The organism is Pseudomonas sp. R151218B TE3479 (assembly GCF_053629195.1).
Genome location: NZ_JBRJHV010000001.1, coordinates 431,236 through 444,203, shown reverse-complemented (window position 1 = coordinate 444,203; position 12,968 = coordinate 431,236). Strand labels below are relative to the sequence as shown.

General features: G+C 61.3%; 12 protein-coding genes. 11 read left to right on the top strand and 1 reads right to left on the bottom strand.

Features of this window, described 5'->3' with window-relative positions; all coding sequences use genetic code 11:
- Positions 1-35: 35 nt before the first annotated feature.
- Positions 36-776: a double zinc ribbon domain-containing protein gene (locus AB7M32_RS02095; RefSeq protein WP_454248948.1), complete on the bottom strand. Its 741-nt coding sequence runs from the start codon at positions 774-776 to the stop codon at positions 36-38.
- A 90-nt stretch (positions 777-866) separates the two neighbouring features.
- On the opposite strand from AB7M32_RS02095, the gene bioB reads away from it, so the two are divergent.
- From bioB to AB7M32_RS02040, 11 genes are all read left to right on the top strand, one after another.
- Positions 867-1,922 carry a biotin synthase BioB gene (gene bioB / locus AB7M32_RS02090; protein WP_014340550.1) on the top strand — a complete coding sequence of 352 codons (1,056 nt, stop codon included), beginning with the start codon at positions 867-869 and terminating at the stop codon, positions 1,920-1,922.
- 167 nt (positions 1,923-2,089) lie between these two features.
- Positions 2,090-3,268, top strand: coding sequence for an 8-amino-7-oxononanoate synthase (gene bioF / locus AB7M32_RS02085; RefSeq protein WP_454248947.1), 1,179 nt, complete (start codon positions 2,090-2,092; stop codon positions 3,266-3,268).
- Complete coding sequence (locus AB7M32_RS02080; protein ID WP_454248946.1) at positions 3,261-3,992, top strand: alpha/beta fold hydrolase; 732 nt, start codon at positions 3,261-3,263, stop codon at positions 3,990-3,992. Before bioF ends, AB7M32_RS02080 begins: the two co-directional genes overlap by 8 nt.
- Positions 3,985-4,797, top strand: coding sequence for a malonyl-ACP O-methyltransferase BioC (bioC, locus tag AB7M32_RS02075; protein WP_454248945.1), 813 nt, complete (start codon positions 3,985-3,987; stop codon positions 4,795-4,797). The genes AB7M32_RS02080 and bioC overlap by 8 nt, the downstream gene beginning before the upstream one ends.
- Positions 4,794-5,474, top strand: coding sequence for a dethiobiotin synthase (gene bioD / locus AB7M32_RS02070; protein ID WP_454248944.1), 681 nt, complete (start codon positions 4,794-4,796; stop codon positions 5,472-5,474). Before bioC ends, bioD begins: the two co-directional genes overlap by 4 nt.
- 116 nt (positions 5,475-5,590) lie before the next feature.
- The gene (locus AB7M32_RS02065) at positions 5,591-5,887 is read left to right on the top strand and encodes a pyrroloquinoline quinone biosynthesis protein PqqE (RefSeq protein ID WP_454248943.1); all 297 of its coding nucleotides are present in this window, start codon (positions 5,591-5,593) and stop codon (positions 5,885-5,887) included.
- Between the two features lie 277 nt (positions 5,888-6,164).
- A complete protein-coding gene (locus AB7M32_RS02060; protein ID WP_092202715.1) occupies positions 6,165-7,970 on the top strand; it encodes a phenylacyl-CoA dehydrogenase in 1,806 nt (601 codons plus the stop codon).
- 480 nt (positions 7,971-8,450) lie between these two features.
- Complete coding sequence (locus tag AB7M32_RS02055) at positions 8,451-8,942, top strand: DUF1097 domain-containing protein (protein ID WP_192262832.1); 492 nt, start codon at positions 8,451-8,453, stop codon at positions 8,940-8,942.
- A gap of 89 nt (positions 8,943-9,031) precedes the next feature.
- Positions 9,032-9,544 (top strand): DoxX family protein, encoded by a 513-nt coding sequence (locus AB7M32_RS02050; RefSeq protein ID WP_454248942.1) that lies wholly within the window; start codon positions 9,032-9,034, stop codon positions 9,542-9,544.
- 180 nt (positions 9,545-9,724) lie between these two features.
- A complete protein-coding gene (locus AB7M32_RS02045) occupies positions 9,725-11,014 on the top strand; it encodes a GGDEF domain-containing protein (RefSeq protein ID WP_454248941.1) in 1,290 nt (429 codons plus the stop codon).
- A gap of 91 nt (positions 11,015-11,105) precedes the next feature.
- Positions 11,106-12,902, top strand: a complete 1,797-nt coding sequence (locus AB7M32_RS02040; RefSeq protein WP_454248940.1) for an acyl-CoA dehydrogenase C-terminal domain-containing protein — start codon at positions 11,106-11,108, stop codon at positions 12,900-12,902.
- Positions 12,903-12,968: the final 66 nt, after the last annotated feature.

Here is a 12,968-nt window from a genome sequence, read left to right as displayed (position 1 = left end):
TCGATGAGGGACGTTGGCGCCTTGGGCGCGGCACGTCAAGCCGGTTCACCGGGTTTCGGCGTGCGGGCCAGGCAATACACATCGACCCGTGCAGCGCCGGCATCGAGTAACAGGGCGGCCAGGGCCTGGGCGGTGGCACCAGTGGTGAGCACATCGTCGACCAACGCCAGGTGACGATTGCGTAACGTTGCCTGGGGTGCGAGGGCAAAGGCCTGGCGCAGGTTTTGTCGCCGGGCCCTGGCGTCGAGGGCCTGTTGGGCGGGCGTGTCCTGGGTGCGTCGCAGCAGGTGTTCTTCGCAAGGGATCACCAGCGGCCCACTGAGCCAGCGGGCCAGCAGTGCCGCCTGGTTGAAACCGCGCTGGCGCAAACGCCGGGTTGCCAGTGGCACCGGTACCAGTGCATCGGGCCGTTCCAGCCCTTCGTCGAAATGATGTTGCAGCGATTGCGCCAGCAGTTCGCCCAGCAGCCGGCCCAGGGGCCATTTCGCCTGATGCTTGAAACGGGTGATCAGGCTGTCCACCGGGAAATCGTAGGTCCAGGGCGCCAGGACCCGCTCGAAGGCCGGTGGCCGCGAGGCACATTGGCCGCAACGCAGCCCGGCCATGGGCAGTGGCAGGGCGCAAATGCTGCATTGTTCGCCGAGCCAAGGCAGCTCGCTTTCGCAAGGGGTGCAGATAGGCTGCGGGGTATCAGTGCTTTCGCCGCACAGTAGGCAGGATTGTTTGTTTTTTAACCAGATGTAAACCGGTCCCTTGTATCGTGGTTGACAGCGCATGACTCTTCCTTAAATATGCCGAACATCCGTGTCGCGCCTGTGGGTATTGCATGCCCCAGGCGCCAGCCAAGCATAATCAAGGAAATGCCCATGAGCGCCAGCACCACTGCCAACCTGCGTCATGACTGGTCTTTGGCCGAAGTCAAAGCACTCTTTGTCCAGCCATTCAATGACCTGTTGTTCCAGGCGCAGACCGTGCACCGCGCGCACTTCGACGCCAACCGCGTCCAGGTTTCCACGCTGCTGTCGATCAAGACCGGCGCTTGCCCGGAAGATTGCAAATATTGTCCGCAGTCCGGTCACTACAACACCGGTCTGGATAAAGAGAAATTGCTCGAAGTGCAGAAGGTCCTCGAAGAGGCTGCGCGGGCCAAGGCCATTGGTTCGACCCGTTTCTGCATGGGCGCGGCCTGGAAACATCCATCGGCCAAGGACATGCCGTATGTGCTGGAAATGGTCAAAGGCGTGAAGGCCATGGGCCTGGAAACCTGCATGACCCTGGGCCGCCTCGACCAGGAACAGACCGAAGCGCTGGCCCAGGCTGGCCTGGACTACTACAACCACAACCTCGATACCTCGCCGGAGTTCTACGGCAGCATCATTACCACCCGTACCTACAGCGAGCGCCTGCAGACCCTGGCCTATGTGCGTGATTCGGGGATGAAGATCTGCTCCGGCGGCATCTTGGGCATGGGCGAGTCCCTGGACGACCGCGCCAACCTGCTGATCCAACTGGCGAACCTGCCGGAGCACCCGGAATCGGTACCGATCAACATGCTGGTCAAAGTCGCCGGCACGCCGCTGGAGAATGCCGAAGACATCGATCCGTTCGATTTCATCCGCATGCTTGCCGTGGCGCGGATCATGATGCCCCAGTCCCATGTGCGCCTGTCCGCTGGCCGTGAGGCGATGAACGAGCAGATGCAGGCCCTGGCGTTTTTTGCCGGCGCCAACTCGATTTTCTATGGCGACAAGCTGTTGACCACCGCCAACCCGCAAGCCGACAAGGACATGCAATTGTTTGCACGCCTGGGCATCCAGCCCGAAGCCCGCGAAGAACATGCCGACGAAGTGCACCAGGCGGCGATCGAACAGGCGCTGGTGGAGCAGAAGAGCAGCGAGCAGTTTTACAACGCCGCAGTTTGATTGCTCACCGATTCCCAGATTGGAATGCAAGACCCTGTGGGAGCGAGCTTGCTCGCGATGGCGGTATAACAGCCGACAGAGATGTCGAATGTAATGGCCTTATCGCGAGCAAGCTCGCTCCCACAGGGATCTCACTCCGTCCATAAACGGTTCACCCCGAGGCCTGCATGCCCTTCGATCTCGCCGCACGCCTGGCTGCCCGTCGTGCCGACAACCTCTACCGCCAGCGCCCGCTGCTCGAAAGCCCCCAGGGCCCGGACGTGGTGGTGGACGGCCAGCCATTGCTGGCGTTCTGCAACAACGATTACCTGGGCCTGGCCAATCACCCGCAAGTGATCGAGGCCTGGCGCGCCGGCGCGGCACGTTGGGGAGTCGGAGGTGGCGCCTCCCATTTGGTGATCGGCCACAGCAGCCCTCATCACGCCTTGGAAGAAGCGTTGGCCGACCTGACGGGGCGTCCGCGGGCGTTGCTGTTCACCACCGGTTACATGGCCAACCTCGGCGCGGTCACCGCGCTGGTGGGGCAGGGCGATACGGTGCTGGAAGACCGCCTCAACCATGCTTCGCTGCTCGACGCCGGGCTGTTGTCCGGTGCGCGTTTCAACCGATACCTGCACAACGATGCCCAGAGCCTGGCCAGTCGTCTGGAGAAAGCCACGGGCAATACCCTGGTGGTCACCGACGGTGTATTCAGCATGGACGGCGACATTGCCGACCTGCCGGCTCTGGCCCGTGAGGCAAAGGCCCGGGGCGCCTGGCTGATGGTCGACGATGCCCACGGCTTCGGTCCGCTGGGGGCTCATGGCGGCGGTATTGTCGAACATTTCGGCTTGAGCCAGGACGACGTGCCGGTGCTGGTCGGTACCCTGGGCAAGGCCTTCGGCACCGCCGGTGCCTTCGTCGCCGGTAGCGAGGAGCTGATCGAAAGCCTGATCCAGTTCGCGCGTCCCTACATCTACACCACCAGCCAACCGCCGGCCCTGGCCTGCGCCACGCTCAAGAGCCTTGAACTGCTGCGCGACGAGCATTGGCGGCGCGAACACCTGCAGGTGCTGATCCGCCAGTTCCGCCAGGGTGCCGAGCAGATCGGCCTGCAATTGATGGACAGCTTCACGCCGATCCAGCCGATCCTGGTGGGCGATGCGGGGCGGGCCATGCGCTTGTCGCAGATGCTGCGTGAGCGGGGACTGATGGTCACGGCGATCCGCCCACCCACCGTGCCGGCCGGCAGCGCTCGTTTGCGCGTGACCCTGACCGCCGCCCACAGCGAGGCCCAGGTGCAGCTATTGTTGAATGCACTGGCCGAGTGTTTTGCCCTGTTGGGACCGGAGCCAAGCCATGCGTGATCGATTGATTTTGCTGCCCGGTTGGGGCTTGGGTGTTTCTCCGCTGGAACCGCTGGCGGCGGCCTTGCAAGGGCTCGACGAACACTTGCGGGTGGAAATCGAGCCGTTGCCGGCATTGCTATCGAGTGACCCCGATGAATGGCTCGAAGAATTGGACGCCACCGTGCCTCAGGACACCTGGCTGGGCGGCTGGTCCCTGGGCGGCATGCTGGCCTCGGCGCTGGCGGCGCGCCGGGGTGAGCGCTGCTGCGGTTTGCTGACCATGGCCAGTAATCCGTCCTTTGTCGCCCACGAGCAATGGCCGAGCGCGATGGACGGCCAGACGTTCGATGGCTTTCTCGCCGGCTGTGCGGCCGACCCACGCCAGACCCTCAAGCGTTTCAGTCTGCTGTGTGCCCAGGGCTGCAACGATCCACGCGGGTTGTCGCGGTTGCTGTTGGCCGGGGCGCCAAGCACTTCGTCCGAAGCATCGATGGCCGGGCTCGAACTGCTGGCGCGATTGGACACCCGCGCTGCCTTGCAGGGTTTCCGAGGCCCGCAACTGCATCTGTTTGCCGGGCTCGACGCCCTGGTGCCGGCCGAGGCCGCGGGTGATTTGCTGGTCTTGCTGCCGGATGTCGAAATCGGTCTGATTGAACAGACCGGCCACGGATTCCTTCTGGAGGACCCTCACGGTATAGCGGCGGCGATCCAGGTTTTTTTGCATGAGTCCGGCGATGACTGATTTGTCTCTCCCTCCATTGCCCGCTGCCTTGCCCGACAAGCGTCAGGTAGCAGCTTCGTTTTCCCGGGCGGCGACCAGCTATGACAGCGTGGCCGAGCTGCAGCGCGACGTGGGCCAGCAATTGCTCGGTCGCTTGCCGCCCTCGTTCATGCCGCAACGTTGGCTGGACCTGGGCTGCGGCACCGGCTACTTCACTCGGGCTTTGGGGGCGCGTTTTGGTGCGACCACCGGCCTGGCGTTGGATATCGCCGAAGGCATGCTCAACCATGCGCGTCCCCAGGGTGGCGCCGCGTATTTTGTCGCCGGTGATGCTGAGCGGCTGCCTTTGCAGGCGGCGAGCTGCGACCTGGTGTTCTCCAGCCTGGCGGTGCAATGGTGCGCGGATTTCGCCGCAGTGCTGAGCGAGGCCCATCGTGTGTTGAAGCCGGGTGGGGTGTTGGCCTTTACCAGCCTCTGCGTGGGCACTTTGTACGAATTGCGCGACAGCTGGCGTCAGGTGGATGGCTTGGTACACGTCAACCGTTTCCGTGCGTTCGAGACGTATCAACACCTTTGCGCGGCCAGCGGGCTGAATGTCGTCAGTCTTGAAAATCGTCCTCATGTGCTGCATTACCCTGACGTGCGCAGCCTGACGCATGAATTGAAAGCTTTGGGTGCCCATAATCTGAACCCTGGTCGCCCCGGTGGCTTGACGGGCAGGGCGCGGATTCTCGCGCTGGTTGAAGCCTATGAGCAGTTTCGTCAGGCCCAGGGGCTGCCGGCAACTTACCAGGTGGTCTACGCCGTCTTGGAGAAACCGCTATGAGCAAGGCCTATTTCATTACCGGCACCGACACCGATGTAGGCAAGACCACCGTCGCGGCGGGCCTGCTGCATGCTGCCCGGCAGGCTGGCATGAGCACGGCTGCCGGAAAACCCGTGGCCTCTGGCTGCGACGTGACGCCCAAGGGCCTGCGCAACGCCGATGCCTTGGCCTTGCTGGCCGAATGCTCGATACCGTTGACTTATGCACAGGTCAATCCGGTGGCGTTCGAACCGGCGATAGCGCCGCACTTGGCCGCCCGGGAAGCGGGCGTTGCGTTGACGGTGCAGTCGCTGCTCGGCCCGATGCGCGAAGTGCTGGCGCTGAGCGCCGATTTCACCTTGATTGAGGGCGCGGGTGGTTGGCGCGTGCCGCTGGCCGGCCAGGACAATCTTTCCGATCTGGCGATCGCGCTGGGCTTGCCGGTGATTCTGGTGGTGGGTGTGCGCCTGGGTTGCATCAGCCACGCGTTATTGACCGCCGAGGCTATCGCCCGTGATGGCTTGCAGCTTGCCGGTTGGGTCGCGAACATCATCGACCCGGCCACCTCGCGCCTGGAAGAAAACCTGGCAACCTTGGCCGAGCGACTTCCGGCGCCGTGCCTGGGCAGGGTGGCGCGGATCCAGAGCGTGACGGCCGAAGCCGTGGCTGGACACCTGCAACTGGATCTGCTGGACTGAGACCCCAAGGTTTTGCCTATGACACGGCACTGTGCCATTAGTGTTTTTGTCGAGCCTTTTCCCGGGGCTTCTGATTCAATGGCCACTGTCGATCCTTCAAGAAGACGAGCTCTGCCATGGAAATCTCAGGAAACACCGCATTCTATGCCGGTCTGAGCACGATTCAGACAGGGCAGAACCGCGTCGATCAGGCCTCCAGCCAGATCGCCAACAACACGATCGAGCGTTCGGTCATCAGCCAGTCCTCGGAAGTCCAGGTTGATCGCTTGCGGTCAGTGGATCGTAGCCAGCAGTCGGACCAGGCCGCTAACATGGTCGAAATGGCCCAGGGCAAGTTCCAGGTGCAACTGGGTGCCAACGTCGCCAAGGCATCCGACGAAATGCTCGGGACATTGATCGATACTTTTGCCTGATCCTGTTCTTCAGATTTTGCCAAAACGCCGCGATTATTCGCGGCGTTTTTGTCTCTAACGTCTTATTGCTCAACTAATCTTTTCCTACGCGCATCGCGGATTCTTCAGGGCGATGGGTTTCCTGTGTCCGACATTTTTCTCAGGCTGATGACGAACGGCAAAAGATCGGCGCTTGACAAGATTTGGGCGTAAACGTATGTTTCAAACAACTGTTTGACCGCTACAACAAATCCACGCGGTCGTTCATCCCCGGTTACATCAGCAGAGGTTTATCGCTATGCCTGACTACAAGGCCCCCTTGCGTGATATTCGCTTCGTTCGTGACGAACTGCTTGGCTACGAAGCGCATTATCAGAGCCTTCCGGCTTGCCAGGACGCAACTCCGGACATGGTTGACGCCATTCTCGAAGAAGGCGCCAAGTTTTGTGAGCAGGTGTTGGCTCCGCTGAACCGTGTGGGCGACATCGAAGGTTGCACTTGGAGCGAGTCCGGCGTGAAAACCCCGACCGGCTTCAAGGAAGCCTACAAGCAATTCGTCGAAGGCGGCTGGCCAAGCCTGGCCCACGACGTCGAGCATGGCGGTCAAGGCCTGCCGGAATCCCTGGGCCTGGCGGTCAGCGAGATGGTCGGTGAAGCCAACTGGTCGTGGGGCATGTACCCGGGCCTTTCCCATGGCGCGATGAACACCATTTCCGAGCACGGTACGCCCGAACAGCAAGAGGCCTACTTGACCAAGCTGGTGTCCGGCGAATGGACCGGCACCATGTGCCTGACCGAACCGCACTGTGGCACCGACCTGGGCATGCTGCGCACCAAGGCCGAGCCTCAGGCCGACGGTTCCTACAAGGTTTCCGGTACGAAGATCTTCATTTCGGCCGGTGAACACGACATGGCCGACAACATCGTCCACATCGTGCTGGCACGCCTGCCGGACGCACCGGCTGGCACCAAGGGCATTTCGCTGTTCATCGTTCCAAAATTCCTGCCTAACGCCGACGGCTCCATCGGTCAGCGCAACGCGGTGAGCTGTGGTTCCCTGGAACACAAGATGGGCATTCACGGCAACGCCACTTGCGTGATGAACTTCGACGCGGCCACCGGTTACCTGATCGGCCCGGCGAACAAAGGCCTGAACTGCATGTTCACCTTCATGAACACCGCACGCCTGGGCACCGCGCTGCAAGGCCTGGCCCACGCCGAGATCGGCTTCCAAGGCGGCCTGAAGTACGCTCGCGACCGTCTGCAAATGCGTTCCCTGACGGGGCCGAAAGCGCCAGACAAGGCCGCTGACCCGATCATCGTTCACCCTGATGTGCGTCGCATGCTGCTGACCATGAAGGCCTTCGCCGAAGGTAACCGAGCGATGGTGTACTTCACCGCCAAGCAGGTCGATATCGTCAAGTATGGTGTGGACGAAGAAGAGAAGAAAAAAGCTGATGCGCTGCTGGCCTTCATGACGCCGATCGCCAAGGCCTTCATGACCGAAGTCGGTTTCGAATCGGCCAACCATGGCGTGCAGATCTACGGCGGCCACGGCTTCATCGCCGAGTGGGGCATGGAGCAGAACGTTCGCGACAGCCGTATTTCGATGCTGTACGAAGGCACCACCGGCATCCAGGCCCTCGACCTGCTGGGCCGTAAAGTGCTGATGACCCAGGGCGAGGCACTCAAGGGCTTCACCAAGATCGTCCACAAGTTCTGCCAGAGCAACGAAGGCAACGAAGCGGTCAAGGAGTTCGTCGAACCCCTGGCTGCGCTGAACAAGGAATGGGGCGAGCTGACCATGAAGGTCGGCATGGCGGCCATGAAGGATCGTGAAGAAGTGGGCGCGGCATCGGTGGACTACCTGATGTACTCCGGCTACGCCTGCCTGGCCTATTTCTGGGCCGACATGGCGCGCCTGGCGGCGGAAAAACTCGCAGCCGGCACCACCGAAGAAGCTTTCTACACCGCCAAGCTGCAGACCGCGCGCTTCTACTTCCAGCGCATCCTGCCGCGTACCCGTACCCACGTGGCAACCATGCTGTCGGGCGCGAACAACCTGATGGACATGAAAGAAGAAGACTTCGCGCTGGGTTACTAAGCCTTACGCGGTTCTTTGAAAAAAGCCGCTGCTTCTTCGGGAGCAGCGGTTTTTTTTTGCGCCACTGACAAACGCTCGCCTCAAGCGCAGCAGGCTTCAAGTCGCCGAATTTCTCACTGTGGAAATCCAGCCTCGTGCCTCAAATTCCGTCACCTGTCCCTGCAACGCGTCGAAACGGTCCATAGCGGCCCATTTGTTGTGGTTTTTGGAATAGATAAGTCAATTTCATCCCGTTTATTCACAGACGGTCAATCGACATCATGGGGTTGTGGGCTGACAACCTTCGCCCCATATGGGTTCGGCCGGTGCCGGCCCATGAAACCAGCTTTACCGCACGTACCGGAAAGGAATTGACCATGAACGTGAACATCACTCTTGCGGCCTGGTGCCTGATCGCCGCTGGCGACCGCTTCCTGCGTCGTATCGCTCTGTCTGGCCTCTTGACGTCACGGTGGGTACCTGCAACCCGGGAGGTGAGTCATGGCCAATAATGCATTTTTCACTCATCTGAAGGTGGTGGTGGGTGAGTCGGTCATTGCGTCATCAGCCGCCACCCTGAGCGTGATGGCACTGGAGGTTCCGGTGTGGGCCATGTTTGTCGGGTGGATTTCATTCTTTACCCGCGGGCTCAACCTCAAGCAAGGGGCGATCAATCTGGCCTGCGTGCTGATCGGCGTCATTCTGGGGATCGGCGCGGCCAATGCCATGGCTGCCCTGACGCCTGTTCTGGGCAGCTATGCCATCAGTGCAGTGGTGTTCGCCATCACGGTCATTGCGCTGTCCTTGGCCAAGGCTCCGGTGTTCAACAACCTGCTTGGTTTCTTCCTGGGGCTGGTGGCGTATTTCGCTTCGCACCAACCTCCGTCGCTCACAACCTTCGGGATGCTGGCCCTGGCCGGGACGCTAGGGGCGACAGCGGCCCTGCTGGCGCATTCGCTGCAAAAGCGGGTTCGCCAGGGCGCTGGTCATTGACGCGAAGCAGTCCTGCATCTCGCCAGCAAGCGCCGGCCGCGGTAGCGGCGGGGCCCCCGAAAACCTCATTCACAAAAAGGACTACCGAGATGGACACGTCACAAAGTAAATCCGGGATTACCTCCATAGAAACCACCGCCTTCCAAGAGCGCCTCCTGTTTCCGGCGCTGGATAGGCTTTACACCCGTGCGGAACCCGTTTTGTATGCAGTGCTGCGGTTTGCATTCGGCGTTGTCATGTTCACCCACGGCCTTCCAAAAGCCCTGGGGATATCCCACGGTTCCATGGCGGATCCCATGGCGGGCTCCATCAACCTGATCCAGAACGTCATGGGCTTGCCGTTCGCCGAGCAATGGGCGGTTCTGGTCATGCTTCTTGAAACGGTCGGCGCGGTCATGCTGGCTGTCGGTCTGTGGGCGCGCCCGGTTGCGTTCATGATGGCGATGCAAATGGTGGGTATCAGCTATGCGCTTGGCCCCACTTGGCCCTGGATCGATCGCGGCATTGAGTTTCCCGTGTTGATGGGATTTCTTGCGCTCTATATTGCCGTGCGCGGTAGCGGCCACTTTGCGGTGGATCGCAAGCTCAGGTTTTCCATCTGAGCAGGTGCAGTTGTTTGCATGAAAATTCTGTAACAACAATTGCTCCGACAAAGCCTTAAGAAAAACTCCCGCCCTGCCGTTACAGCGATGGCAGTGTGACATCTGTCACATCTCGCGTGCCTTACTGTTCCAGTTGCAGGCACAATGCCATCTTTGATCAGCCGGGTTGGAGCTTTACCCTTGCCGCGTTCTTCCGCTGTACGTTTGAGCCATTTCCTACCGTCATTGCTGTTGTTGGTGGCGGGGCTTGCGGCTGCCTACGTCAAGGATCTCAACGTTTTCTTCACCTCGCTGTTCAACGTCCTCCCGACGCTGGTGCTGTTGCTAGGCGGGGCGTATTGCGCGGTTTATCGACGTCAACGTGAACTGTTTCTGATGGTCACGGTGTATATCGCCTACTTTCTCCTGGACACCCAGACCGACTTCTACCGCGATAACGGTAAGGTGCGCGAAGACGCGGCGGTGGTGTTCCATCTTGTCTGCCTGTTGTTGCCGCTGTTGTTCGGGCTGTTCGCGGCGTGGCAGGAACGCACCCACCTGTTCCAGGACATGGTGGCGCGGTTCGCGGTGTTGCTGGTCTTTGGCAGTGTGGCGCTGGCCTTGGAGCAGAGTTTCCCCCAGGCCTTGTTGTTGTGGCTCTCGGAGATCCGCTGGCCCGCGTTGCACGGTGCCTGGATGAGTCTGATCCAATTGTCCTACCCGATGTTCGCCGCCGCGTTCCTGCTGTTGGCCTGGCAATATTGGCGCAATCCCCGGCCATTGCACGCGGCGCAACTGGTGGGGGTGCTGGGGTTGTTCTGGATGCTGCCCAAGACCTTTATCCTGCCGTTCACCCTGAACATCATGTGCAGCCAGGTGATGTTGATGATCGCCGCGGCGGTTGCCCACGAGGCCTATCAAATGGCCTTCCGTGACGAACTCACCGGCCTGCCGGGCCGGCGGGCATTGAACGAACGCATGCAGCGCCTGGGGCGCAACTATGTGTTGGCGATGAGTGACGTGGACCACTTCAAGAAATTCAACGACACCCACGGCCACGACGTGGGCGACCAGGTGCTGCGCCTGGTCGCCAGCAAGTTGTCGAAGATCGGCGGTGGCGGTAGGGCGTATCGCTACGGCGGTGAGGAATTTGCCCTGGTGTTCGCAGGCAAAACCATCGACGAGTGCATGCCCCATCTGGAAGTCATCCGCCAATCCATCGAGACGTATGCCATCCAGCTGCGCAATCCCGATAGCCGTCCCCAGGACGATCAGCAAGGCCGCCAGCGTCGCTCCGGCGCGGGTGCTTCCAGCGTATCGGTGACGGTCAGCATCGGCGTCGCGGAGCGCCTTGAGCAGCGCACGCCCGAAGAAGTGCTCAAGTCCGCCGACCAGGCGCTGTATAACGCCAAGGGTGCGGGGCGCAACTGCGTAGTTGCCTTCGGCCAGAACCGCCGCGGCGCAGTGCGCATGGAAGCCGCCGCGGGTTGAGTGATGACGGCGCATTCAGCGTCTGGACTGTGATTGTGGGTCAGGGTGGCCGGCAGTAGGTTGGAACGATCTGCTACCGGAGAAAACCACCATGCCCGAGTACAAAGCCCCCCTGCGCGACATGCGCTTTCTGATCGATCACGTCTTCGATTTCCATGGCCGCTATGCCGAGCTGGGCGCCAGCGATGCCAGCCCGGACATGGTCAGTGCGATCCTCGAGGAAGGCGCCAAGTTCTGTGAAAACGTGCTGGCGCCGCTCAATCGCTCCGGTGATGAAGAAGGTTGCCATTTCGACAACGGCGTAGTCACCACGCCTACAGGCTTCAAGCAGGCTTTCGCACAGTACGTGGAAGGCGGCTGGCACGGCTTGGCGGCAGATCCGGCTTATGGTGGCCAAGGATTGCCCAGCTCCCTGGGCCTGGTCATCAGCGAGATGGTTGGCTCCAGCAACACGTCCTGGGGTATGTACCCGGGCCTGACTCACGGCGCCATGTCGGCCATTCATGCCCACGGTACTGAAGCACAGAAACAGACCTACCTGAGCAAACTCACCGCCGGCCAGTGGACCGGCACCATGTGCCTGACCGAAGCCCACTGCGGCACCGATCTGGGCATCATCAAGACCCGCGCCGTGCCCCAGGCCGACGGCAGCTACGCGATCTCCGGCAGCAAGATCTTCATTTCCGCCGGCGAGCACGACATGAGCGATAACATCATCCATCTGGTGCTGGCCAAGCTGCCGGACGCCCCTGCCGGGACCAAAGGCATCTCGTTGTTCATCGTGCCCAAGTTCCTGCCCGACGCCACGGGTGAGGCGGGGACGCGCAATGGCGTTTCCTGTGGCTCGATCGAACACAAGATGGGCATCAAGGCCTCCGCCACTTGCGTGTTGAATTTCGATGGGGCCAAGGGTTTCCTGATCGGCGAGCCGAACAAGGGCCTCAACTGCATGTTCACCATGATGAACCACGCCCGGCTTGGCACCGGCATGCAGGGCCTGTGCCTGGGGGAGGCAAGCTTCCAGGGCGCGATCAAATACGCCAACGACCGTCTGCAGATGCGCGCACTGACCGGTCCCAAGGCGCCGGAAAAAGTCGCCGACCCGATCATCGTCCATCCCGATGTGCGCAGGATGTTGCTGACCATGAAGGCCTTCAACGAAGGCAACCGGGCGCTGACGTATTTCACCGCGCAACTGCTCGATACCGCCCACCTGAGCCCGGACGAAACCGCGCGCCAGGAGGCCGAGGACCTGCTGGCGTTTCTTACCCCGATCTGCAAGGCGTTCATGACCGACACCGGGCTGGAAGTAACCAACCACGGCATGCAAGTGTTCGGCGGCCACGGCTTCATTCGCGAGTGGGGCATGGAGCAGTTGGTGCGCGACTGCCGCATCGCTCCGATCTACGAGGGCACCAACGGCATCCAGGCCCTGGATCTGCTGGGGCGCAAGGTGCTGGGTAGCCAAGGCAAGTTGTTGCGTGGCTTCACCCGGATTGTTCACAAATTCTGCGCCGCCAATGCCGAGCATCCGCAACTCAAGGAGTACGTCGCGCAACTCGACGAGCTCAACCGACAGTGGGGCGAGCTGACCACACGGATTGGCATGACGGCGATGAAAAACCCGGATGAGGTGGGTGCCGCCTCGGTGGACTACCTGATGTACAGCGGCTACATCATCCTGGCCTATCTGTGGTTGCGCATGGCCTTGGTGGCCCAGTCGCAACTCGACAGCGGCAACGGTGACGGCGATTTCTGCCGGGCCAAACTGGCGACCTGCGAGTTCTACTTCAAGCGCCTGCTGCCGCGCACGACCGCCCATCGGGCTGCCATCGAGGCAGGGAGCGATTGTCTGATGCAGCTGCCGGCGGAGTTGTTTGCACTCTGACTGAACCGTGGCGAGGGAGCTTGCTCCCGTTGGGCTGCGTAGCAGCCTCTTTTTGTGAGCACTGCG

Excerpts from the sequence above, each read along its gene's own strand:
- bioF (WP_454248947.1), top strand. The coding sequence starts at position 2,090 with ATGCCCTTCGATCTCGCCGCACGCCTGGCTGCCCGTCGTGCCGACAAC.
- AB7M32_RS02080 (WP_454248946.1), top strand. The coding sequence starts at position 3,261 with ATGCGTGATCGATTGATTTTGCTGCCCGGTTGGGGCTTGGGTGTTTCT.
- AB7M32_RS02095 (WP_454248948.1), bottom strand. The coding sequence starts at position 776 with ATGCGCTGTCAACCACGATACAAGGGACCGGTTTACATCTGGTTAAAA.
- AB7M32_RS02055 (WP_192262832.1), top strand. The coding sequence starts at position 8,451 with ATGGCCAATAATGCATTTTTCACTCATCTGAAGGTGGTGGTGGGTGAG.
- AB7M32_RS02060 (WP_092202715.1), top strand. The coding sequence starts at position 6,165 with ATGCCTGACTACAAGGCCCCCTTGCGTGATATTCGCTTCGTTCGTGAC.
- bioC (WP_454248945.1), top strand. The coding sequence starts at position 3,985 with ATGACTGATTTGTCTCTCCCTCCATTGCCCGCTGCCTTGCCCGACAAG.
- AB7M32_RS02040 (WP_454248940.1), top strand. The coding sequence starts at position 11,106 with ATGCCCGAGTACAAAGCCCCCCTGCGCGACATGCGCTTTCTGATCGAT.
- bioD (WP_454248944.1), top strand. The coding sequence starts at position 4,794 with ATGAGCAAGGCCTATTTCATTACCGGCACCGACACCGATGTAGGCAAG.
- AB7M32_RS02065 (WP_454248943.1), top strand. The coding sequence starts at position 5,591 with ATGGAAATCTCAGGAAACACCGCATTCTATGCCGGTCTGAGCACGATT.
- AB7M32_RS02050 (WP_454248942.1), top strand. The coding sequence starts at position 9,032 with ATGGACACGTCACAAAGTAAATCCGGGATTACCTCCATAGAAACCACC.
- bioB (WP_014340550.1), top strand. The coding sequence starts at position 867 with ATGAGCGCCAGCACCACTGCCAACCTGCGTCATGACTGGTCTTTGGCC.